This is a genomic window from Bacteroidota bacterium (assembly GCA_026391695.1).
In the GTDB taxonomy this organism is placed as follows: Bacteria; Bacteroidota; Bacteroidia; order Bacteroidales; family JAGONC01; genus JAPLDP01.
Map to the genome: position 1 here is coordinate 11,804 of JAPLDP010000066.1, position 25,185 is coordinate 36,988.

At 38.5% G+C, this 25,185-nt stretch carries 21 protein-coding genes and 1 pseudogene; 17 read left to right on the forward strand and 5 right to left on the reverse strand.

Going from position 1 to position 25,185, the window contains the following annotated elements:
• Nucleotides 1–224: 224 nt before the first annotated feature.
• Entirely contained in the window at nt 225–1,475 is a 1,251-nt protein-coding gene (locus NT175_08570) for an S-adenosylmethionine:tRNA ribosyltransferase-isomerase (GenBank protein MCX6234763.1), read from the reverse strand.
• A gap of 109 nt (nt 1,476–1,584) precedes the next feature.
• Between NT175_08570 and pssA the strand changes: the two genes are divergently transcribed.
• Together pssA and NT175_08580 are read left to right on the forward strand one after the other, a co-directional pair.
• A complete protein-coding gene (pssA, locus tag NT175_08575) occupies nt 1,585–2,301 on the forward strand; it encodes a CDP-diacylglycerol--serine O-phosphatidyltransferase (protein ID MCX6234764.1) in 717 nt (238 codons plus the stop codon).
• A gap of 45 nt (nt 2,302–2,346) precedes the next feature.
• Nucleotides 2,347–3,753, forward strand: coding sequence for a serine hydrolase (locus NT175_08580; protein MCX6234765.1), 1,407 nt, complete (start codon nt 2,347–2,349; stop codon nt 3,751–3,753).
• 31 nt (nt 3,754–3,784) lie between these two features.
• Here the strand turns inward: NT175_08580 and lptB are convergent, their stop codons facing one another.
• Together lptB and NT175_08590 are read right to left on the reverse strand one after the other, a co-directional pair.
• Nucleotides 3,785–4,510 (reverse strand): LPS export ABC transporter ATP-binding protein, encoded by a 726-nt coding sequence (lptB, locus tag NT175_08585; GenBank protein ID MCX6234766.1) that lies wholly within the window; start codon nt 4,508–4,510, stop codon nt 3,785–3,787.
• Between the two features lie 11 nt (nt 4,511–4,521).
• Nucleotides 4,522–5,493, reverse strand: a complete 972-nt coding sequence (locus NT175_08590) for a KpsF/GutQ family sugar-phosphate isomerase (GenBank protein MCX6234767.1) — start codon at nt 5,491–5,493, stop codon at nt 4,522–4,524.
• A gap of 367 nt (nt 5,494–5,860) precedes the next feature.
• Here NT175_08590 and recQ point away from each other — a divergent pair, with 367 nt between their 5' ends.
• From recQ to NT175_08605, 3 genes are all read left to right on the forward strand, one after another.
• Complete coding sequence (gene recQ, locus NT175_08595) at nt 5,861–8,062, forward strand: DNA helicase RecQ (GenBank protein ID MCX6234768.1); 2,202 nt, start codon at nt 5,861–5,863, stop codon at nt 8,060–8,062.
• Between the two features lie 70 nt (nt 8,063–8,132).
• The gene (locus NT175_08600; protein ID MCX6234769.1) at nt 8,133–8,765 is read left to right on the forward strand and encodes an OmpH family outer membrane protein; all 633 of its coding nucleotides are present in this window, start codon (nt 8,133–8,135) and stop codon (nt 8,763–8,765) included.
• Nucleotides 8,755–9,141: a DUF4296 domain-containing protein gene (locus NT175_08605; GenBank protein MCX6234770.1), complete on the forward strand. Its 387-nt coding sequence runs from the start codon at nt 8,755–8,757 to the stop codon at nt 9,139–9,141. The genes NT175_08600 and NT175_08605 overlap by 11 nt, the downstream gene beginning before the upstream one ends.
• A gap of 6 nt (nt 9,142–9,147) precedes the next feature.
• On the opposite strand, the gene NT175_08610 is transcribed toward NT175_08605, so the two are convergent.
• Both NT175_08610 and deoC read right to left on the reverse strand, forming a co-directional pair.
• Entirely contained in the window at nt 9,148–9,585 is a 438-nt protein-coding gene (locus NT175_08610) for a hypothetical protein (protein ID MCX6234771.1), read from the reverse strand.
• Between the two features lie 20 nt (nt 9,586–9,605).
• On the reverse strand, nt 9,606–10,400 hold the full coding sequence (gene deoC, locus NT175_08615) for a deoxyribose-phosphate aldolase (GenBank protein MCX6234772.1): 795 nt from the start codon (nt 10,398–10,400) through the stop codon (nt 9,606–9,608).
• Between the two features lie 622 nt (nt 10,401–11,022).
• Between deoC and NT175_08620 the strand changes: the two genes are divergently transcribed.
• From NT175_08620 to NT175_08675, 12 genes and pseudogenes are all read left to right on the forward strand, one after another.
• Nucleotides 11,023–14,802, forward strand: a complete 3,780-nt coding sequence (locus NT175_08620; protein ID MCX6234773.1) for a C25 family cysteine peptidase — start codon at nt 11,023–11,025, stop codon at nt 14,800–14,802.
• Nucleotides 14,803–14,816: 14 nt separating this feature from the next.
• Entirely contained in the window at nt 14,817–15,995 is a 1,179-nt protein-coding gene (gene pgsB / locus NT175_08625) for a poly-gamma-glutamate synthase PgsB (GenBank protein ID MCX6234774.1), read from the forward strand.
• 4 nt (nt 15,996–15,999) lie between these two features.
• Nucleotides 16,000–16,452, forward strand: coding sequence for a poly-gamma-glutamate biosynthesis protein PgsC (pgsC, locus tag NT175_08630; protein MCX6234775.1), 453 nt, complete (start codon nt 16,000–16,002; stop codon nt 16,450–16,452).
• Between the two features lie 13 nt (nt 16,453–16,465).
• Entirely contained in the window at nt 16,466–17,623 is a 1,158-nt protein-coding gene (gene pgsW / locus NT175_08635; protein MCX6234776.1) for a poly-gamma-glutamate system protein, read from the forward strand.
• Nucleotides 17,624–17,882: 259 nt separating this feature from the next.
• Nucleotides 17,883–18,593 carry a hypothetical protein gene (locus NT175_08640; protein MCX6234777.1) on the forward strand — a complete coding sequence of 237 codons (711 nt, stop codon included), beginning with the start codon at nt 17,883–17,885 and terminating at the stop codon, nt 18,591–18,593.
• A 46-nt stretch (nt 18,594–18,639) separates the two neighbouring features.
• On the forward strand, nt 18,640–19,782 hold the full coding sequence (locus NT175_08645; GenBank protein ID MCX6234778.1) for a hypothetical protein: 1,143 nt from the start codon (nt 18,640–18,642) through the stop codon (nt 19,780–19,782).
• Between the two features lie 68 nt (nt 19,783–19,850).
• Nucleotides 19,851–20,852, forward strand: coding sequence for a hypothetical protein (locus NT175_08650; protein ID MCX6234779.1), 1,002 nt, complete (start codon nt 19,851–19,853; stop codon nt 20,850–20,852).
• Nucleotides 20,853–20,856: 4 nt separating this feature from the next.
• Nucleotides 20,857–21,969: a heparan-alpha-glucosaminide N-acetyltransferase domain-containing protein gene (locus NT175_08655; protein ID MCX6234780.1), complete on the forward strand. Its 1,113-nt coding sequence runs from the start codon at nt 20,857–20,859 to the stop codon at nt 21,967–21,969.
• A gap of 27 nt (nt 21,970–21,996) precedes the next feature.
• Complete coding sequence (locus NT175_08660) at nt 21,997–23,274, forward strand: hypothetical protein (protein MCX6234781.1); 1,278 nt, start codon at nt 21,997–21,999, stop codon at nt 23,272–23,274.
• A 210-nt stretch (nt 23,275–23,484) separates the two neighbouring features.
• On the forward strand, nt 23,485–23,808 hold the full coding sequence (locus NT175_08665; protein ID MCX6234782.1) for a tetratricopeptide repeat protein: 324 nt from the start codon (nt 23,485–23,487) through the stop codon (nt 23,806–23,808).
• 74 nt (nt 23,809–23,882) lie between these two features.
• A pseudogene (locus NT175_08670) lies at nt 23,883–24,155 on the forward strand (tetratricopeptide repeat protein).
• Nucleotides 24,156–24,503: 348 nt separating this feature from the next.
• Nucleotides 24,504–25,169, forward strand: a complete 666-nt coding sequence (locus tag NT175_08675; GenBank protein MCX6234783.1) for a hypothetical protein — start codon at nt 24,504–24,506, stop codon at nt 25,167–25,169.
• Nucleotides 25,170–25,185 lie beyond the last annotated feature (16 nt).

Consider the following 25,185-nt stretch of genomic DNA (forward strand, 5'->3'; position numbering starts at 1 on the left):
AAATAGGAAAACCTTTCCTGACAGGAAAGGTTTATTTATAATTAAGAATAAAGCACAGCATCTGATTAATGCATCAGAATGCTGATCCATTAATCAGGATGCCTTTTTTCTTGTTCTAGGTAAAAATGATCTGAGTTATAAGTCTCCCCCCAGCCCTCTCTCGTTTAACAAAAACAAACTTAATTTTGAATTAAATCTGTCCTAATAAGTGAGACCATCTCCGTTTATCCAGCTATTCCGGTTATTCTCTTGTACAGCAATGCGCTATCGCCATAACTTAGAAACCGGAAGTCTTTTTCGAGAGCATAATCATACACCATTTTCCAGTTATCTCCAATAAAAGCGGCCACAAGTAAAAGCAGGGTACTTTTAGGTTGATGAAAATTAGTCAGCATAATGTCGGTCAATCTAAAATGATAACCGGGAGCAATAAGAAGTTGAGTCATACCGGTGAGGTACTTTAGAGAAAATGTATCGCAATAATTCAAGACTGCATGCAGCGACTCGTTTAAAGTTATTTCCGAAGCATACCACTTTTGATATGGATCCCATTGAGTTATAAAAAATTCTTTGGTATTTTCCGGTTTAGCAGTTAGTTTAACTCCAAACCCATAAAGACTTTCCAGGGCGCGGACTGTTGTTGTACCCACAGCTATAATGCTGCTATTATCATTTCGACTTAGCTTTCGGATCAGATCAACAGGGATAGATACACATTCGCTGTGCATCACATGATTACCTATTTTTAGTGTGGTGACTGGTTTAAAGGTACCAAGGCCGACATGCAGGGTAAGAAAAGCCGTTTCAATTCCTTTAGTTTCAAGCGAATCGAAAACGGCCTTGGTGAAATGCAGACCTGCTGTCGGGGCAGCGACTGATCCCTTTTGTGTGGCATAAATTGTCTGGTATCTTAATTTGTCCGATTCGCCAGCATCCCGTTGAATATATGGAGGTAAAGGTGTCAGACCATAAGCGTCAAGGATTTCAGAAAAGATCATATCGGCTGGTTCCCAAAAAAATTTGACTGATGACGGATTTGATTCAGCTGATAATCGTTCGGCATTAAGAATGCATGTTCTACCTTTATGATTGAATGTGCATGATAACTGTCCTTTTTGCCATCTCTTAGAATGACCGATCAGGCATTTCCAGACTACAGGGGAGAATTGCCAGAAGGCCGATTGTATATCAGCCACTGGCTCAACGGGTTCAAGACAGAAGATTTCAATCCTGGCTCCGAAAGGCTTTTGAAAAAACAACCTGGCCTGTATAACCCTGGTATTATTAAAGATTATCAGGCTGTTGGCTGGCAGATGTCTGGCTATATTCCGGAAAATAGTGTGTGTCACTGATCCATCCTTATAAAGTAAAAGTTTCGATTCGTCTCTCTGATTTAATGGGAACTGGCTGATTTTATCTGGCGGGAGGTTATAATCGAAATCACTAATACATATAGACCCTGGATTTCTCTTCACTTATATTAAAGTTTTATCTTTAAACCGGAACTACGAAATTAATATTCAATTAAATTTTCCGGTGAAATATTTATTATTTTTAACTCAAAATAAAGGTAATTAAAAGATCATGCAGATAAGAAACCATATTCCGAATTTTATCACATGTTTGAATTTGTTTGCTGGTTGCATAGCTGTTGTTGCAGTTTTCGATCAAAAACTGACAATAGCCTCCCTTTTTATAGGAATAGCTATCATATTTGATTTTCTAGATGGCATGGCAGCACGGATCCTTCATGCCAAATCCGATATTGGAAAACAGCTTGATTCTCTTGCTGATATAGTATCCTTTGGCGTTGCACCCGGCATGATTATTTATAAATTACTGGATACCAGCATCACCAATGCCGAGCTGATCCAATTCCCAATAGGAATTATCCCTTATTTTTCAATATTGATCCCCATTTTTTCCGCCCTACGTCTGGCAAAATTCAATATAGACACTAGGCAAAGTGATATTTTTTACGGATTGCCGACACCGGCTAATGCAGTATTTTTAGCTTCCCTGCCATTAATCCTTGCTGCCACAAACCCAGAGCAATGGATCCATATACTGATATGTAACACTAATTTTCTTCTTATAGTAACGTTTGTATTTTCTGGCCTGCTTGTGGCCAATATCCGGCTCTTCTCTTTGAAATTCGCCAATTTCTCCTGGGACTTAAATCGACTGAGGTACGTTTTTCTTTTCCTGTCCCTGACCCTTATTATCCTATTGAAATTTATAGCTCTGCCCCTGATCATTATAATGTATATTCTGATATCTTTAATCTTCTTCAGAAGATAGATTCATTATCTTTGCAGATTATTTAATTGATTGCAGAATTTTATAATGAATAAACAGATCTATAAATGGACGCTACGAATAGTTCTGACAATCCTCTTAGTCATAGTTTTTATCCATCCCGAAATAAATTTTGGCACCAAATCATTATTTAAAGCAGAGATACTATCGATTGAAGAGGAGTCACAGTTAAACGAGTTTTTTCTGAAAGAAAAGCGTGCCCAAATGGACTCCATCATGAATATTTCTGCGGTGTCTTTTGGATTCAACGGCAGTGTTCTGCTGGCATTAAACGGTCAGATTGTTTATAGCCGTTCCTTTGGATATGCAGATTTTACATCCAGGGAATCCCTGACTGATCATTCAATGTATCAGCTTGCCTCCGTCAGTAAACAATTTACGGCTATGGCCATCATGATCCTTAAAGAGCAAGGTAAACTGGATTATGATGATCCACTTCAACAATACTTAGCTGATTTTCCTTACAAGGATATTACGATCAGACATTTATTAAACCATACCTCTGGCTTACCTAATTATTTATGGTTTTTTGAAAAATATTGGACAGATCAAACACAGATCCCTTATAATGATGCACTTATCAGGATTTTACAGGAACAGAACCTTCCATTAAATTTTAAACCCGGGTCACATTTTGACTATTCCAATACAGGTTATGCAGTATTGGCTTATGTTGTAGAGAAAGTATCAGGTATGCCATTTGGTGATTTCCTACAAAATACTATTTTTGAGCCACTTGGTATGTTACATACCTGTATTTATTCAAGAGCTATTCAAAAAGATTATCCTGATAGACTCAACGGTTACAAAAGAAATTACAAATCCTTCAGACCTGTTGAAGAGACTTTACTCGACGGTATCGTAGGTGATAAAGGCGTTTATTCGTCGACAGCTGACCTTTTACTGTGGGATCAGGCATTAGAAACAGATAAGCTTATATCCAGGTTCACGATGGAAGAAGCTTTTACACCGACCAGGCTTGACAATGGACGCGAAATACCTTATGGATTTGGCTTCAGACTAAAAAATGAAAATGAAAAGCGTGTTGTTTATCATCATGGCATGTGGGAAGGATTCCGCAATGTCTTTGAGAGATACATCGATGATAAATTCACCGTAATTATCTTAAACCATACGAGCTTTAATGGTATCAACCGACTGGCAGATCATTTAATTCAGGCATATCTTAATCCACCTTATAATTCATTAACGCAAGATCTGGTATTTACGACATTGCATAAAGGTGTAAAAGCTGCGGTAAAACAATTTGAAGAGAAAAAAGCCGTTGATCAATATACCAGGGTCGATCAAGTTAAATTACTTGCAGTCGTAAAATACCTGGATGACTTGAATAAACGTAGCTTATCGAAGAAAATCATGCAACTCTATTTTTCATTATCCGGTGAAAATCAATCAAAAGCATCAGGTTCGTGATATATTAGAAAACCTATCGGAAATATACCCGCTATCGTCTTAATTCAAATTTCTCTCCCAGATATACTTTTCTAACATGTTCATCTCTGGCTAGTTCTTCTGATGTCCCTGACTTAAGAATGGAACCTTCAAAAAGAAGATAGGAGCGGTCGGTTATGGAAAGTGTTTCATGGACATTATGATCAGTAATAAGAATGCCAATATTTTTATTTTTAAGTTTGCCAACAATATTCTGAATATCTTCAACGGCGATGGGATCTACACCTGCAAAAGGTTCGTCAAGTAAAAAAAACTTAGGACTGACAGCCAGAGCACGGGCGATCTCTGTTCTTCTTCTTTCACCCCCTGAAAGTGTTATTCCCATACTTTTCCTGACATTTTGCAGGCCAAATTCATCAATAAGGGCTTCCAGTTTTTCTTTTTGCTCATATTTGCTAAGACCTGTAAATTCAAGGACCGCGCGAAGGTTATCTTCCACGCTGAGTTTCCTGAAAACTGAAGCTTCCTGTGCTAAATAACCAATACCCAGTTGTGCACGTTTGTACATTGGCATGTTGGTGATTTCAATGTTATCCAGAAAGACCCGGCCTGAAAAAGGTTTTATTAAACCGACAATAATATAAAAGGAGGTGGTTTTCCCTGCACCGTTTGGTCCAAGCAAACCAACGATCTCTCCTTGGTTTAATTCAATAGTGACATCGTTCACGACTGTCCTGCTTTTATATTTTTTGACTATCTTTTCCGTGCGGAGTATCATATAAATGATGTTTAAATAATGCCTTCCTTAAGAATATCATGTAAATGAATAACTCCGATATAATTACCGTTGTCGAGGACAAGCAATTGTGTGATGCTATTTCCCCTCATCATATCGAGTGCGTCAGACACGAGTGTGTTTTTATCGATGGTTTTCGGATTCCTTGTCATTATATCCCTGGCTTTAAGCTGTTCCATACTGATTTTTTTCTGGAGCATCCTTCTTAAATCGCCATCTGTAATAATACCAGTAAGTTGTCCATTTTCAAGCACAGCTGTTGCACCGAGACGTTTTGATGAGATTTCAATGATGATATTGGTCAGGTCTTCATCGATATCCACACTGGGAACAGCATTATGAGTAAACAGATCAGCCACCCGCAGGTATAAACGCTTACCCAGCGATCCACCAGGATGATAACGGGCGAACTCACTAACTGTAAATCCCCTGCATTCCAAGAGACAGATGGCCAGAGCATCACCCATAACAAGCTGAGCAGTAGTGCTGGATGTTGGTGCCAAATTATTAGGACAGGCTTCTTTTTTGACTGACGTAATGATGACATAATCAGCTTGCTGAGCAAGATATGAACCGGCATTACCTACCAAAGCGATGATTTTATTACCAAGCAGTTTTATAAGAGGGATCAGAACCTTAATTTCAGGAGTGTGACCACTTTTCGAAACACAAATAATTATATCGTCTTCCCTGATCATTCCAAGGTCGCCATGGATAGCATCGGCAGCATGCATGAACATTGCCTGTGTTCCGGTTGAGTTGAAGGTCGAGACGATTTTTGCAGCTATATGTGCGCTTTTACCTATTCCCGTAATGATGATTCTTCCCTGAGTATGAAGGATCAATTCAACACTTTTGATAAAATCATCGGTGATATACTGTTCAAGACCAAATACTGCTTCAGCTTCGTCCCGAATAGTCTGTATGGCTATATCTTTTATCTCATCATGTGATTTCACTGGCATTATCCTTTTGACGGTTCGTGTAAGTAAGATTATACAAATATACAATTATATTCAGGTTCATTCTTTTCTGTTCAAACGTGATACATACGCAGGATAGTACATAATATGATCCAAGTAAAAAACGTCATTCATTATCATGAAATCATAAAAATAAATTTTACTGTCACTTATCAATTTGATATATAATATGATATAAAATTGCGCCCGAATAATTGTTAGATATTTTTATTTAGAAAAGTCTTTTATTTTTTATATATTTGTATATAGCGATGTATTTTTTGAAGAAAAGAGAACAATATTTCAAAATGCTCGTCCGTTAAAAAAAATTTCAACTTCAGGGCTTTATCAGGTGAAAATACTTGGGGAAATGGTTGTTAAGAATGATACTTCTCTTCACGAGATGTTAAAGAATGTTTTTGGGTTTGATTCCTTCAAGGGTAATCAGGAGGTCATTATTCGAAATCTTATCGCTGGTAAAGATACATTTGTCATCATGCCAACAGGTGGGGGCAAATCCCTCTGTTACCAGCTTCCGGCCCTGCTCAATAAAGGTACTGCAATTGTCATATCACCTCTGATCGCCTTAATGAAAAACCAGGTCGATTCGATTAGGAACTTTGGGGTTGATATTGGGATAGCACATGTCCTGAATTCTTCCCTTTCCAAATCAGAAATAGTTCAGGTTAAGAAGGATCTAAGGGCTGGAAAAACGAAACTTCTTTATGTTGCACCTGAATCTTTGACAAAGGATGAGAATGTTGATTTTTTAAAAGATATTAATATTTCGTTTTACGCTATAGATGAAGCTCATTGTATCTCTGAATGGGGTCATGATTTCAGGCCGGAATACAGGAGAATCAGGCCGATCATTGAAAGCATAGGCCAGAATGTACCTGTCATTGCGCTTACTGCTACTGCGACGGTAAAAGTACAACAGGATATCCAGAAAAACCTCAACATTCAGGATGCCACAATCTTTAAATCATCCTTTGACAGGCCAAACCTTTACTATGAAGTCCGGTCAAAAACAAGTAACGTTATCAAAGATATCATCAGGTACATCAAATCCAATCCCGGGAAATCCGGAATAGTTTATTGTCTTAGCCGAAAAAAAGTGGAAGAGTTAGCCGAAACATTTCAGGTTAACGGCATCAAGGCTCTTCCATATCATGCTGGCCTTGATTCAGCTACCCGGCGCACAAACCAGGATAAATTCCTCATGGAGGAGATGGATATAATTGTTGCCACCATTGCATTTGGGATGGGTATTGACAAACCGGATATCCGGTTCGTCATACACCACGACATGCCAAAAAGTATTGAGGGCTACTATCAGGAGACCGGCCGTGGCGGACGTGATGACGGTGAAGGTAACTGCGTAGCCTTTTACAGTTACGATGATATTCTGAAGCTGGAGAAATTCATGAAGGATAAACCGGTAGCTGAAGAAGAGATTGGCAAGCAACTCCTTCATGAAGTGGTTGCATATGCCGAATCATCTATATGCCGGCATAAATTACTACTACATTATTTTGGGGAGTCTTATCCGCACGATAACTGCGGAACCTGCGATAACTGCCTGCATCCCAAACAACGTTTTGAAGGGAAAGACTTCGTGAAACTGGTCCTTGAAGCTGTCCTGGCTACCAAACAGCTTTTTAAATCCAAGCACATCATCAATATTCTTATTGGAAAAAGCACGGCCCTCATTAAATCATACAAGCATAATAAACTCGCTGTCTTTGGCAAAGGGGCAGAAGAAGATGAAAAATTATGGAGTGCCGTAATCCGGCAGACCCTGATTGAAGGACTTATCGTTAAAGACATTGAAAACTATGGACTTTTAAAGATAACCCAGGAGGGAAGAAAATATCTTGAGGAACCTTATTCCATATTGCTTTCCAAAGACCATGATTACGAAAAGGCTGACGAAGAGGAGGAATTTCTCGGTGAAGGGGTACATAAAACAAGTACTACTGATAAGACCCTTTTCGCACTTTTAAAAGATCTGAGAAAAGAGATTTCGCGCAAAGAGAATCTTCCACCATTTGTCATTTTCCAGGATCCTTCACTTGAGGACATGGCTATTCAGTATCCAGTCACCGAGGAGGAACTGCGGCAAATCACCGGGGTGGGAGCCGGAAAAGCCCAAAAATATGGTAAACCTTTCCTCGAACTCATCAGACAATACGTCGAGGAAAATGAGATCATACGGCCAAATGATATGGTCGTGAAATCGGTAGTAAATAAATCAGGACTCAAAGTCTTCATAATTCAGAATATCGACCGGAAGATATCATTAGAGGACCTTGCATATGCAAAAAACCTGAACTTTGACGAACTCCTGCTGGAAATAGAAAGTATTGTCTCTTCCGGTACAAAACTGGATATCACATACTATATCGACGAATACGTTGATCCCTACCATCAGGAAGAAATTTACGAATATTTCAGGGAAGCCGAAACTGATTCTGTTGAACACGCCCTTGCCGATCTGGGTGAAGATGAATATACCGGCGAAGAGATCAGGCTGATGCGAATTAAATTTATGTCAGAACTCGGGAACTGATAAAATCCTATTCCTTACAAATAATTTTTATAACTTGCTGCCACTTAATAACAATTAAATATTATTTAAAATGGAAGAACCTGTAATAGAAAAAAAACATCTATCGCGCATTGTATGGATTGTCAACATTATTTTATTCGTCGGAATGGTTATCCTCTATTTTATCATACTCAGTCATCCTACCCCAAAACAAAAGAAAATCAGAAATACGACCAATACTATCGGTCAATCCATTAAAATTGCTTATGTCAATTCCGATTCCATACTTGCCAATTATATATTGGCTATCGATAAGAAAAAAGAGTTGGAAGCAAAAAGCCAGAAACTCGAAACAGAAATCCTTGCTAAACAAAATGGTTTTGAAAAAGATGCCAGTTATTTCCAGGAACAGGTAAACAAAAATGCCCTGTCGCAGCAAAGTGCCCAGCAGATATATGAAGAATTGATGAAGGAGCAGCAAAAAATTTACGACCTGCAACAACAGTATACTGCTGAACTGGCCCAAAACGAAATGGATATCAACAGCATGCTGCTTGATACACTGACAAATTTCTTAAAACGTTACAATCTGGTCGATGGATATGATTATATCCTCGGTGTCAACAGGGCAGGAAATGTTTTTTATACAAATGAACAATTCGATATCACTCAGGAGGTGATTGACGGATTAAATGAAGAATTCCAGTCAAAGCATGGCAAATAAGATTAATATAATATTTTTTTTTATTGTCCTTCTTCTGATTAACGGCTGTCATACCGTTCATAAGGATGACTTCCTTCCTCCTCCCGAAAATCTCATCCCGAAAGATAAAATGATCGACATACTTGTAGACATCCAGCTAATAGAATCGGCTATAAAAGCAGACCCTTTCCGTAAACAAAATCTTGATTTTTATGTTAATTACTATTATGACTATTTATTCAAAAAGTACACGATACAGAGGAAAGATTTTGAGGAGAGCCTGAAATACTATCAGCAAAATATCGAAGAGTTCGATAAGCTCTTTGCCGACGTAATCACCAGACTGAGTAAATTACAAAGTGAAGTAAACAATCAGCAGGATACAAAGGCAAACTGATCAGACTTAGTCATTTTTAGTGAACACGGCACTGTAGGAGCTTTTATCTCCTCCTACTTTTATGGTATAGCTCCAATTGATGGTATTTACATCAACGATAGTTCCCTCTCCATAAACCGTTATGCTGTTGTCGTAACATACCTGCTGCTGAGGTATGCTGATGGATGAGCCACTAAGGATGCCATAGGGTGGTTTTTCATCAAAGCCTATAAAACCGAAATTTTTCAGCAGGATATTCGATTCGCTGGTTGTATCCTTAACAATTTCAACAGGATATGTGAACAGTAGTTTAAATGCGGCCGGTGTTTCATTACAGGTCCACGTACCGACATATTTATCACGGGGATCACTTGATAATCCGTTTGTGTCATCTGGTTCGCAGGCGTAGAATCCGGTTAAAAAAAGGATAGAAACCAGAAGGAATAGTCCAATAAATTTTTTCATAACCCGAGGATTAACAAATATTATACCGATTTCAAAAGAATTTTACTTAAAAGCCTATCAGCCAGCTTGCTGGCACCAATGCGGAAAAACTCCCTGGTGATCCATTCTTCACCAAGAACGTTTAATACAAGGAGATAGTATTTCATTGCCTGTTCCAGTTCAGAGATACCACCTGCCGGCTTAATGCCAACCATTTTACCTGTTTTATCATAGAATTCCCTTATGGTATCCAGCATAACCAACACAGCCTTTTCAGTTGCGGCAGGGTGAATTTTACCGGTTGATGTTTTGATAAAATCAGCTCCTGCATTGATAGCTATTTCGCTAGCTTTCCGGATGCTTTTTATAGTGATGAGTTCTCCTGTTTCCAGGATGACTTTCAGACAAATATCTTCACACATCCCCTTCATTTGGGCTATTTCATCAAATACATAATCATCATCACCCTGCAAAAACCGCCCTCTGGATATGACCATATCAATTTCTTCAGCACCCTCATCAATTGCATATCTGGCTTCCTGCAGCTTTATGGATAAGGGAATCTGACCTGACGGGAAACCTCCGGCAACAGCAGCGGTGTGAATGTCAGAGCCTTGTAATTGATGCCTGACAATCCTGGTGAAAGCAGGATAAGTGCAAACTGCAGCCACATAAGGCATATCCAAAACTAAATTTTTGTAAGCCAATGCTGAGTTGCAAAGTTCGATCACCTTTTGATCTGTATCGGATCCCTCAAGAGTGGTCAGATCGAGTATGCCCATGATTTTCTTCAGGGTAGCGACATTTATATTTTTTTCGGTAACAACTGATACCATTGACTCAATCCGGTTTTTCAAGTCTGATTCAGAAAAACTGTATGTATCGAATTTCAACACAATCAATGCTATAATGGTAAAATACTGTTCATTTTCTTCATCAAAGAGCAATTTAACTAAAACTGTAGAAAGGTATATCAGAGTTTTAAAAAACTTAATGGCAAATAACCTTGCACAGTTTTAACCGGCATTATTCACAAACCCAAAATTCGATAAAAAAATGATGCAGGTGGCACTAGGAGAAAAGAAAATTGTTATTCCAGGGGGAATGGCTTTCATTGTTTTGGAAGGTCATCCGGTTTAGCACTCAGGCTTTCTAATTCATCTAATAAGAGTAAACTGCAGTCCGAAGAAATCGTCTCTGGCGTAAAGCTTAATTCTATTGGCTTTTTGCAAACCGGAGAAAGGTCAAAAAGGGAGGTAGAAAATGTTCTGTCGGAGAAATAGGATCAGTATCTAGTTTTTTTGTTACTTTACACACACAAAATTTTGCGTTAATTAACTGACCCCTTAAAGATAAAGAATATCAATGAGAGGGTCAACTTTTACATTTCTTTAATAAATAAAGCAGGTTAAATATCACAACGTTATTCTTGGTTATACTAATTTAAAATTCTTTGGTATGTTAAACAAAATTTTACTTGTACTATTAATTTCATTAATTATTCCATTCAAAATGAAGGCCGAATGGTTAGCGCTGGATAAGAACAAACCATTGAGTTCGTCTCCGAAAATTACATTACTCAGAGATGATAATAAAAGCACTGTTATTAAAATTGAAATATCCGGATTCGATCTGAAGGAATTCATTTCAGAAGACAAAACATTCCAGGCTGTGGATTTGCTGTCAGAAATATTCACAACGGACCCCGGCCATCCTGAGTTGCCATATATAGCTAAAGTATTGGCTATACCCGATCAGGCTGGTATTTCAGTTGAAGTATTAGAAACAGGAAAGGTTCAAACATTCAAAGATATTTATTTGCCACCGGCGCGCTCAAGTTGGCTGGAAGGCGAACCGGAACCTCCCTATAGAGAAAATACTGATGCTTATCGATCTGATGAGGTTTACCCGAAAGAATTTGCTAAACTGGAACCTCCGTCAATTTTTCGTGATTTTCGCATTGCCCGTGTATCCGTTTTCCCGGTTCGCTATGTTCCCGCTAAAAAGGAATTACAGGTAGTGTCCTCTATCACGGTCCGGATAAATTACGGACATGGTGAGGTAGTGAATCCAAAAACTACCCCTAAAAAAGCAATTGCCCCTTCTTTCGCAAAACTGTATCGCAGTTTCATTTTTAATTATCAGAATGTATTGGATAAGCTTTACAATGGTAAGGAAGACGGACGGGAAGTGATGTTATGCATTATGCCGGATGAGTTTGTTGGAAGCTTTCAAATATATGCCGATTGGAAGCGTCAAAGCGGCACTGACATACACGTAACCAAATTCAGCGACATAGGGGCTAACTTTAGTAATCCGGTTATCATCAAAAACCATATAGCCGATGCATATTACAATTGGGAGTATCCACCAACGTATGTTTTAATAGTAGGCGACGATGGCGTCTTTCCCAAAAAAATCGTAACTTATCCCGACTATTCATTCCCAAATGAAGATTATTTTGTAGAAATAGATGGCCCAGATTATTTCCCTGAAATGATGATAGGACGTTTTACCAACGAGGGTGATTACCGCATGCAGGTGATGATAAATAAATTTATGCTGTACGAAAAGAATCCTTATACTACTAGTACAGATTGGTTTAAGAAAGGAACCGTTTGTGCAAATAATTCATATGCGTCACAAATAGAGACCAAACGGTTTACTACCAGTTTAATGTTACAGAGTGGCGGCTTTACCTCCGTGGATACCTTGATGAGTGATGGTGATTACTGGGGATGGAACTGCACAGTGGACTTAAATGATATTATCAATGCAATCAATGAGGGGCGAAGCTATTTAAACTATCGCGGCGAAGGTTGGTACTATGGTTGGTATGCGAATTGTTACGAATTTTCTACCTCAGATGTATCCAACTTAAACAACGGTGAAAAATTTACTTTTGTGACCAGTATTGGCTGTGGCGTCGCAATGTTTGACGCTAACGGAGGTAATTGTTTTGGCGAAGAATGGGTTGAATTAGGTTCATTAACAAATCCAAGAGGTGCCGTTGCTTTTGTTGGACCTACTTCTAACACACATACCGCATATAACAACAATATAGATAAAGGTATCTATGTAGGAATGTTTAAGGAAGGGATGGACACTCCCGGGCAGGCACTGCTGCGAGGAAAACTTTACATGTACAATATTTTCGGAAATGAATACTATGTAGAATATCATTATAAAGTTTATTGTGTTTTAGGAGATCCCAGCATTCATATTTGGAAAGATGTTCCGTTAGAAGTGAATGTTAATTATCCACCTTCCATTCCGACCGGGAACAACCAACTGGAATTTACAATTACCTACGCTTCATCTGGAGAACCAGTTGAAAATGCGCAGGTTTGTTTAGCTGGAAATGAAATCTTTACTACTGGTATTAGCGATTCGACTGGCAAGGTAGTTATTGAAATCACACCCGAAATACAGGAAACATTGTCGGTAACCGTACGTGGGGGAAATGTGATTCCTTATCAGGGGACTTTGGATGTTATCCAACCCGTTGAAGAGCTTATTGAACCGGAGGGCGATCCCATAATTGTCGATTTAGACGGGAATACAGATGGACTGGTAAATCCCAATGAAAATTGTACTATTACTGTTACCCTTAAGAATTGGGGAATCCAAACGGTCAGCAATATTCAGGCTACTCTTTCGTCAGCCGACACAAATTATGTACAGATAATCTCTACCAATCCGGTAAGTTTTGGTAACCTGGCTCCAGGCGATTCCTATACCGGAAATCCCTTTCAGTTTTACGTAAAACCCGCATGTCCCGTGGGCCAAATAATTCCACTACAATTACATGTTACCAGCAGTATCAGCTCCTGGGACTATATGTATAATGTGGAGGTAAAGGGATGCGAGTTAGTGGTTTATAATTTTATGGTAAACGATGCAGGTGCGCCAAATGAAAATTACAGGATGGACCCCGGAGAGACCGTAAAGTTATTTATTTCAATTATGAATAATGGCGATGATTTTGCACCCAATGTAATGGGCATTTTGACAAGCAATGACCAGTATATCACTATTGAAGATTCCATTGGTTCATATGGAACATTAGATATCGACAGTGTAGCGCTAAATACAGAAAATTATTTTGTGGTTAGTGTTAGCGCAGCCTGTCCGACTGAATATTTAGCTGAATATTCATTAAAGCTTTACACGCAGGATGGAAATTATCCTTATCAAACAATTCCTACTCTTACTATTCCGGTTTCTTTACCCATACACTCCGATTATACAGGACCTGACGCTTACGGTTACTATGCTTATTCCAGCGATGATTTTTTTGATCAGACCCCTGATTATGATTGGTTTGAAATAGATGGAATTGGTAACCAAATAAATGTACCAGGCATAAGTGATTTTACAGAAACAGTAATCTTGCCGTTTACTTTTAAATACTACGGTATTGATTATAATCAACTTCGGATTAGCACGGATGGCTGGTTAGCATTTGGCAGTGGTACACAAACAGCCTCTGAAAATACTCCCCTGCCAAACAATGATAATGTAATTTGCATGGCGGCGGGTTTCTGGGATGATTTATATGATATCGAAACTGCAGAAGGTAATATTCTTTATTATTATGATAATGAAAACCACCGTTTTATAATTGAGTGGGATAGTATCGCGCTTAATCATTTTGGGTTTGAACCTAATATAGAGGTTTTCCAGTCGATTTTATTAGATCCTGCCCATTATCCTACTTCAACCGGAGATGGCGAAATTATTTTTCAGTATGAAAAAGTTGAGGCGCCTGAAAGTTGTACAGTTGGTATAGAAAACCATACACAGGATATTGGTTTACAATATGTTTATAATCGAGATTATGATCCTACAGCTTCTCATTTAATGAATGAATTCGCTATAAAATTCACTACCGAACAGCCTTTTGTTTCAATAATAACATCAGTTGAGGATGACAAGGAAGGGAGTAAACTTACTCACAGTGGTTTTGCATTAGAGCAAAATCAACCTAATCCTTTTAATTCTCATACCTGGATAAACTATTCATTACCTGTAAAAAGTAATGTATCACTTAATATTTTTAACGTTAAAGGGGAGTTGGTGCGCACTCTTCAAAACGGACAGAAGCCAGCGGGAAAATATTCAGTAAAATGGAATGGGCAGAATAACGCAGGAAATCCTGTGAGTTCAGGCATCTATTTCTATCGTCTTCAGACGGAAGGTTTTACAGGAACCAGGAAAATGTTCATTTTGAGGTAATCTTAAACAGGACAATGTATAGTTTTTACATTTTACTGGTCATAATAGTCATTGCTGTAATTGCGGGTATTATTGAGTATATCCGTCATCAGGAACGGGTTTATTCAATTCCAATCCGGATTCATATTAATGGTACCAGGGGTAAGTCAAGCGTTACCCGTTTAATCGGAGCCGGTTTGAGGGCGGGTGGAATTTCAAACATCACCAAAGTTACCGGTACGTTTCCCCGTTTGATTATTGAAGACGGTACCGAAACTTACATCCATCGTAAATCGGCTGCCAATATCTTAGAACAATTGTCCATAGTGAAATATGCCGCTTCGCGAAAAGTGCAGGCATTAGTAATGGAATGTATGGCTTTACAACCCCACTATCAGATGATTACTGAAGATCATATGATACATTCCAATATAAGTGTAATGACTAATATCAGGTTAGATCACACAGATATTATGGGGCATACCTTGCCGGAAATCGCTGAAACACTTGGGCGTACAATTCCTAAAAATAAACACCTTTTTACTTCCGAAAATGTAATACCACAGACTCTGAAAAAAATGGCGGATAAACGAAGTACGGTTTCACATTTTATTGATCCGCAATCAGTATCTCCTGAAGAAATGAAAGGATTCAGGCATATAGAGCATCGTGAAAATGTATCTTTAGCGTTGGCGGTTTGTCAACATCTGGGAATAGATCGCGAAACGGCATTGAAGGGCATGTACCAAGCTATTTCGGATGCCGGTGCATTAATGGCTTACAGGGTTGAGGCATTTCAAAAACGCATGGTTTTTTACAACGCATTCGCAGCCAACGATCCTGATTCCACTTTTATAGTCTGGCAAAAAATCAGGGATGAAATCGGTTTTGAGGGCCAGCGGATAGTGCTTTTAAACACCCGGCAAGACCGGCTTTATCGGGCTAATCAACTGGCAGAAATGACGGGCACGAAAATAAAAGATGAAACAGACTATTTGATACTGATCGGTCAATCAACTGATGTGGTAGAAAATATGGCAATTAGTTACGGCGTACCGAAGAAAAAGATATTTAATTTAGGCTATACCACACCTGAGAAGGTTTTTGAAAAGGTATTATCTGTAACTGAAAAAATATCCACTATTGTTGCTATAGGCAACATGGGAGGCATGGGCGCAGTAACAGCTGAGTTTTTTGAACACAGAAGTTATTAAAAAAATGATTGAATTAGCAATTACATTAGGCTTGATTTTAAGTTTGCTTTCCTACGAAGTTTTCGGAATTGCTGCCGGAGGTATCGTTGTACCGGGTTATATAGCGCTGCAGCTTTCGCACCCCGACCGGCTTGCAGGGACTTTGGGTGTAAGTTTACTTACTTATTTAATTATAAAAGTTTTAGGGAATTATACTTTCCTTTACGGCCGGCGTCAAATGGTGCTCAGTTTGTTGCTTGGCTGTTTATTAGCTAATTTTTCACGGTATTTCTTAACGATTAATTTAGCAAGCACCACGCTGGAACTTCAGGCAGTCGGCTGGGTAATTCCAGGATTAATTGCTCATTGGTTTGCCAAGCAGGGAGTTTTTAAAACTATAAGCGTATTATTTGTATCTTCTGTGCTGGTGCGGTTAATCCTGATATTGCTTTTCATGGGTGCGTTGTTGCCTCAATAAATTAAAAAAGTCAATGTATAAATTCAGAGCAAAATCCAACATAGTTTTAGGTCTTATATCTCTTTTATCGCTATTGGCATTTATTTCGGTAGAGAATGGCAAAATGGATGTTAAGCAGGACTGGTACAACGAGAAACTTGAAGCTGCCCAACTTTCCCAATTAGCGGCCAATCGTCTGAAAAGCTACCGCCTGGAAAATGGTGTTTTCATTGATGCAATCAACGACCCGAATCAAACCGCACTGATCGGTCAGGAATATACACTTATTACTACCGATCAAGGTTTAATTGAATCAAAGCTGTCAGCAACAAATCCAAATTTTGCAGCAGTGATTGTCCAATTATTAAAAGATGCCGGTTTAAATGAAAATGATAATGTTGCCGTAGCTGTTTCCGGATCTTTCCCCGGTTTAAATATTTCTGTATTAGCAGCCCTGGAGACTTTGAAATTAAAGCCAATAGTTATCACTTCGGTAGGTTCATCCAACTTTGGCGCAAATGATCCATACTTTACCTGGCTGGATATGGAAAATATATTATACAAATCAAACATTTTTCACTACAAGTCAGTAGCTGCTTCTATTGGTGGAGGCAATGACCTCGGTCGTGGATTAAGTCCGGAAGGACGGGATTTGATTGTAAAAGCCATAGAAAGGAATAATGCTGAATTCATTAATGAAAAACATCTTGAAAATTGTATTGCCAGACGAATGGAAATTTATGAAAAAATTAGCCAGGGGCAACCAATAAAAGCATTTATTAATGTTGGTGGCGGAATTGCCAGCCTGGGGAATACTATTAACGGTCAGCTTATCCCCTCCGGGCTAACGCAGCATTTGCCTATGAGTAACTTTCCGCTTCGTGGTGTTATCATTCAAATGGGTCAGAAAGGAATCCCGATTATTCATCTTCTTAATATAGACCAATTACTTGCAAAGTATGGATTACCCATTAACCCGGTTCCGCTTCCGGAGCCAGGAGACGGTGGCATTTTTATTCAAAAAAAATATAATGTTATTATTACAGCAGTTGCAACATTCGTTTTAGTTACAGTTATTGTTTTTATTTATTTAAGTGAGCGAAAGCACCATCGTCTCGGAACAGACGTGGTTCCACTGCCTAATTATCAAAACCCCGATAAATATGATAATGAGGACATAACGGTTTTGTAATACTGTGCTAAGAAATACTGTAAAAAAATGGTAATTTCTATAATAAAATTAGAAGCAAATGAAAAAGATCCAGTTAGTTTTGTTGATTTTATTTTTGTTTTATTCCGGTATAATGGCTCAATCCGGCGGGAAATCCAAATACCTGAAACCGACAAATTTTCAAAAAAAAGTAACAACCATTGTATCTGGTAAAACCAGGACTTATTATTCTTTAAGTACTGTGGAACCCTCAATACTAACTATCCAGGGGCCGGGAAGGTTGAAGGTAAATACCCGGGGACAGTTTAAACCCGAAGAAGGGGACTTGCTAAAATATGAAGTATTATATACGGTTGATGGTGGTGCGCAGAAAAGTGTCACAATAAGCGCTGTTAAGCGTTCAAAAATGGCCACCTATTCAAATGGGACATTAGGTGTACCAAGCCAGCTTAAAGATTTTGAAATTGAGCTTTTACGCGGCAATCATACCATTGAATTTAAACTTAAAGAAAATATCATTGATGTTTCAGCCCGGTATGAATTTACACCTACTAAAGTAAAAAAGCAGGAGTGGTTAGTATTTTCTCCCATGCAACCGTCAGAACCTATTGATTTAATTTCCAAGGAAACGACAATAGGTTATTATCGCTTTTCCATGGAAAAACCCTTGAAAGTCGAAATAATCGGGCCAACCGAATTGCGTGTATTAACCCGTACAGAAAATCAGTACCAGATGAAAGGGAGGATTAATTACCGTGTGCAGGTGAAGGAAAATAACATTGTAATAAATACTTACCAGTTAAACAGCAAACTTTCTGAAATAGCTGTATATAAAGATGATAAGGCATTAATCCCCGGGACGGCTTGTGAATTTGTGATTTATGTTCCTAATGGAAAACACACTTATGAAATTTCACCTTTAGATAAAGATAAAAGCACTTTGTTAGGCCGCTTGTTACTGCCCAAAAAGGATGTAAAACTGGAAAATTAGCGTAATTGGATATCCCGGTTTCAATTTGAAAATAAAAATTAAACACGTGAAATTCATCAGATTAAATTATTATTTCTTTTCCTGTAAAACTTTTTTACTCTTTTTGATAATCATCTTTTCCCTTTCAGGTAGCAATGCTCTTGCTCAAAAAAAGAGCCCTAAAAAAGTACAGCCTTTTGAAGTAGAATTTAGTTTTGCTACTATTTATGATAATAATATTCTGAAATATTCCGAAAAATACCTGGAAAGATTTCTCAACCATGAAGATGAAGGACGATTTCATATTGATACTTATGATGATGTGATCTTAAATCAATCTTTAAAACTATCCTCGACCTTTCGCATTTTCGGGAATTTAAAGTCTAAAATTAATTTTGATTTCAACAATAATTTATATGTGATAAACGGCATTAAAAACTGGTATTATGCAAGTCTTGGATTCCAGCAATATTTGACAAAACGGGCCAGTCTGAAAATTTTTTACAACTATATTCCTGATTTTTATGTTCGCCATTTTCGCGATGATGACTGGGTGGATATTTATGGATATACTCCGGAAACATTTGTACCCTTTGGATATTCAAAAGATAATTTTGGTTTTTGGATCCAGAACACTTTTTTTCGTGATACCCGTGTCAAATTAGCAATAGATTATTCAAAATATTATTACAATCAGCATTACACAGAATATGATTCTAAAAACTTTTCATATGCAATGAACTTATATCAGCCGGTTTATAAAAACCTTAAGCTGGAAATAGGTTATCATTTTATAACATCGGATGCCAAAGGATATGATGAACCCGATGAAAACAAAGAAAATTCTGACGATTCTGACGCATCTTATGAAGAAGATGGATTTCGTTTTGGATTTACATGGGAATTGCCCCGCTTTAATAAACTTGAACATAATTTGGATGTGGAATTGGGGTTCCAGAAACGATATTTTTCTTCAAAACATTATTTGGAATTGGATCAAGAACATGCCGGACGTGTGGATGATAATTTTCAAATGAATGTTACCTATGCCATAAGGCTGTTTAAATCCGGGAAACTATCTGCATTTTATAACTTTTATCTTAGAGATACCAATACAAGAGCCGTAGAAAACCAGGCATATTTATCTGCTGAAAAAGACTACCATCAAAGTCAAATCGGATTAGAAATAACTTATAATTTGAAATTTTAAAAATTAACCGGGCATTTTTACCTATCTCAACGGTAATTTATTAAAAAGAAAATTTGAAGAATATGAATATGAAAAAATTGTTTATCTGGCTACTGTCCGGCTTGTTACTTTTAATGGGTTGCGGAAAACCAATTGACCCCGAATCATTGAAGCCAGGTGATGGTGGTTATAAAATTGTCAAACGATTTCCCACATCCGGGTATGCCCAGGATGTATTGAAGAAAGACAGCTTGCTGTATATAGCGCAAGGTGAAGGTGGTTTGATAATTGTCAATGTTGCTGATCCGAAAAACCCACAAACTGTTTCAGTAACCACTGAGGACGTGCGGGGTTATTCCACTAAAATCGCCATGAAAGATAGTGTGGTATATTTAGCCGCCGGTTCATTTGGTGTAACTGTTCTCGATGTTGGAGATCCGGTTGTACCAATTGTTACCGTGTCGAATCTGAATATGAAACCGGCACGAAATTTTCGCATTTTGGGAAATTTTATGTTTACTGCAATAAGTGAACAGGGTGTCAGTATTTCTGAGATTAGTTATCCCACCCAACCTGATATCCGTGGCGGAATAAGTACAACAGGGTATGCTTATGGTTTAACAACCACTGCTGACAGTAACTATTTATTGGTGGCTTGTGGCGAAATGGGGTTGTCCATATTCGATATATCCGATTTTCAGGAAGGATTCGGAGTTTACCCAACTGTTGGCTGGTGTGATACACCAGGCTGTGCAGAAGCAATTACGGTTTTAGATAATGAATCAGTTGCCTTTATGGCTTGTGGTACCGCCGGACTGCAAATAATTGATTATTCCGATACCTCCAATGTCTATATTGTAGGTAGTTACAATAGTGGCGGATATGCCAAAGATCTGTTGTACAATAACCAACGGATTTATCTAACTACGGAAACCAGGGGCTTGCAAATTATCGATGTTTCCGATGTTACCGAACCATATTTAATAGGTTTGCTTGAAACAGCATACGCACTCGGCCTGGATATGGATGAAAAGTATATTTATGTGGCAGATGAGGATGAAGGATTAATCATTATCTCCATCCCTGATTAAAAAAATGAGCAAACCACTTGAAGAAAAGCAGCGCTTTCAGTTTATCGACCAGTTTCGCGGTTTGGTTGTCATCCTCATGCTTGTCGACCATAGTTCCTACTACTTCAATTCGATTTGGGAACAAATCGACCCGCTTGACCCACTCTTCGACACTTGGGGCCAATTCGCCCTCCGATATGTGGGATATCTTTGCGCCCCCGGTTTTCTGATGATTTCCGGGGCAATGGTCTGGTGGTCTTATCACCAGCGGATTAAAAAGGGAACTCCAGACTGGACCGCCCGCTGGCAGCTAATCCAGCGAGGTCTTTTTCTCATTATTGTGCAGATAACATGGGTGAACTCATCATGGGGTGGTTTCAGCGAATTTAAGCCCGGGCATATTGGGATCATTGCCTGCATCGGCATTTCCATGATTCTACTGACTCTGATTGTAAAATTGCGTTGGCAACTGCAACTCTTCATTGGGCTTATCATCTTAGTTATCCACCCGCTTCTGCTCAAGATTCCCTACGATCCGGAAGTCACCTGGGCCCGGGTTCTGATGCAAACATTCATCGATGCAGGTGAATTTAACAAATACCCGGTTTTGCCCTGGTTTGCCCTGGCTACGTTAGGATCTGTTATGGCGACCGGATGGCTCCTCGTCTGGAAGACAGATAAAAAGCGAATTTATTGGAGTATCGGAATTGCGGCTGTAGTGTTACTCATGGCGATAGTGGTGCGGATGGCTCGCGGATACGGCAATATATTTCCTTTTTCCGACTTCGGTTCCTATTCATTTTTTTTCGACCAGAAGTATCCGCCAAGCCTCTACCTGAACCTCTGGTTCTTCGCGTTGGTGGTTTTTGGGATTAGTGGATTCATCGCGTTAGGTAAAGTGGCTCCGAAACTCCTGGTGGTTTTCAGCATCCCGGGTAAGGTGCCACTCTTTTTCTACTGTATGCACATTGCAATTATGGGGGTATTTGTGAAACGTTTGGGACTTTTTTACCGCGAGGGTGGTGTACTTGCTTCACTGATCGGATTGGCTGTTATGCTGGTGGTGATGCTCCCACTCTGCAAATGGTTTTATGGTGTAAAAAGCCGGAGTAAGAATTTTATCATCCGAATGATATGACGGAGGAGTGGAATGGGAATAAAAAAGATGAAACTATTTACGTCAACAATGTTCCTGATAACCTTCCTGCTGCTAGTAGTGACAGGATGTTCGAGTCGTATTGATGTGCCCGTTACGGTTGCGGATTCGACCATTGTCTATCCTGCAAAAAAAGCCGATGGCATCTCAGCAAAGATCACACTATGCAGGAAGATAAGCAAGAAGACCGGCAATCGAATTGATGCAGGAACGGTTTTCACTATCAAGGAAAAAGAGAGTATCTATGCTTTCGTAGACTTAGAGAATTGTTTTGTACACGGTGTCCGTACACTGATGTTCCACCTCGACTGGATTGATACGAGCGGCAGGTCATTTTACCGAAAGCGGATCGATCTTTCTCCCGACGATACGACAACGACGCTAAATAGTTCCATCTCGATCTCTCCCGATAAACGACAACCAGGAGAATACCTCTTACGGGTATACCTTTTCCGGGAACTAATTGCAGAGAAGAAATTTGAACTCCGTCCGGAATCCCAGGTCACTCCTTCTCAGGTTGAAGAAATCAATGCAAAGATTATACTTTGCAGAAATGTAGATAAAAAAACAGGTAGGCGAATTAGAGTGGATTCGGTTTTCACAATCCGGGAAAAAGAGAGTATTTATGCTTTCGTAGACTTTGAGAATCGTTTCGTGCACAGCGACAGGGAACTGATGTTCCACATCGACTGGATTGATACGAGCGGCACGTCTTTTTACCAGAAGGGGATCAATCTTTCCCCCGGTGATTCCTCTTCGACGATAAATAGTTCCATCTCTATCTCTCCCAATAAACGACAACCAGGAGAATACTTCTTCAAGATATACCTTTTTGACGAACTAATTGCGGAAAAAAAATTTGAACTCCGTCCGGAATCCCAAGTCACTCCTTCTCATGTTGAAGGAATCCAGGCAAGGATTATACTCTGCAGAAATGTAGATAAAGAAACAGGTAAGCGAACTGGAGTGGATTCAGTATTCACAATCAAGGAAAAAGAGAAGATTCGCGCTTTTATAGACTTGGTGAATCGTCGTGTCTATGGCGACCGGGAACTGATTTTACTTCTCGACTGGATCGGACCTAATGGCAGGTCTTTTTATCGGAAACAGGTCGATCTTTCCCCCGGTGATTCTTCTTCGACGATAAATAGTTCCATCTCGATCTCTCCCGATAAACGACAACCAGGAGAATACCTCTTAAGGATATACCTTTATGACGAACTGATCGGAGAGAAAAAATTTGAACTCCGTTCGGAATCCCAAGTCACTCCTTCAAAGGATGAATGAAGCAGGTTGAAAGAGTACAACGAATACAATTACTATTTTCCAGTGTACAGTAGGCAGTCGGCAGTCTTCAGTCGGCAAATGATAGCTTGTTGAAGGCTGATGATGAAAATTCATTTACGCTGATATTTTTCACTCATTGTAAAAAAGGATCGCTGAAAGAATAGTTTTATTACTGAATTTTCACTAATTTAGAGTGTTAATCTGAAATATATGAGGCACAACTTTTTATTTACAGTTTTCATTTTCGCAAGCATACATTTGTTTTCACAGAACCATTACAGTCAAAGCTATTTTAATAATGGTTTAGATTTTTATAAGAAGGAGAACTATCAGGAGGCTGTCAGATTTTTCACAGTTGCTATTACGAGTACACCTGACTATTATGAAGCCTATCTTTATCGTGGCGGTGCCAACATGAATTTGGGCGACCTTGATCTGGCCATCAATGATTTCAACAAAGCCATTGAAATTCAGCCCGACAGTGCAGTTCCTTATTACAGCCGCGGACAAGTCAATAGATATAAGGAGAATTAGAATATCGCACTTACAGATTTTAATAAAGCCCTGGAACTCAAACCACAGATTGCAGACTCTTATTCTACTATTGCAGGGGTGATTCTTTTTTACATACCGGAAATTATGAACTGGCGATTAAAGATTTGAATAAAGCCATAGAATTAAAACCGGATGATGCCGAAAATTATTACGCTATGGCATGTCTATATTCATTGATGAATCAGGAGCAAGAGGCGTTAACGTATCTTGAGCTGACCCTGCAAAAGGCAAATTATATGGAATACAGGATCACTAATGAAAAAGAATTTGACAATATCAGGAATTCCCAGGGATATAAAGATCTGATGGCTAAATACAAGAAATAGGTTTTATGTAATCCAGCTTCGTGAAAAAAGAAAAAGCCCTGTGGTTTCACACCAGGGCTTTGTTGTAGCGGGGATAGAATTAACTACGTTTTGATTCACGATATTGCAAAAGTAGTTGATTATATTGAGATTCTAAATACTAAAAACTTTGAAAATCTGTTATAGAGTCCAAATGATCAAAATCAATCAAACAAAAAAAAAGTTGGTTGATTAAAAATTTTGTTTAAATTTGACCTTAACAGTAGAACTCGTTTCATTGAGCAAAGAAAAAGGGTTCTTTGTATAAGATACTTACTTCCATTCAACCTATACAAAATGTAAAAGGATTACTTTAAAAAAAATAGAGAAATGACATCATATAGAATACCAGATGACGTTAAAAAAGGATTTACAATACTGTTAAAATCTCCACAAAAGAAAATTGATTCTTTGATTTCTGAGTTAGCTAAAATTCCTAAAGGTTTATTACCTTCAGAGATTACCGAATATATCTCGAAGAAAAAAGTCTTTTCCAAAGATGATCCTTCATATATAGTGAAAGTATTATTAAGCCTTTATACGTTAAAAGAAAGTGAGACAAAACCATTATCAGAAATAGTTATTAATATACAGAGTGCACTGAATGAAGCTGAAGATATTACCCCGAAGCCCAATGAAAATTTTATTAATAATTTTATTCAACTTCTTTCACTGAAAACAATCGGATTAACTTGTAAGGCATTTAGTCTTCTGATGGAATATGAAAAAACTTATGTCGAATCAAGAATTATCACCGATATCAGACCTGTCTTTACTGACGATTTAGAGGAAAATATTGACATGGGGGTTATTGTTCATAATTTAAGGATAGAGTATCACAAAGGGCAATCAACTCACGAGGAGATTTTTATTGCATTAGACAGTGATGACTTACGTGAACTTAAGGAACGGGTCATAAGAGCTGAAAAAAAAGAAAAAGCAATCAGGACTTATTTTGCTGAAAAAATTTCTTTCTTGGATACTTCAAAAGAATAACACACTATAGATTAAC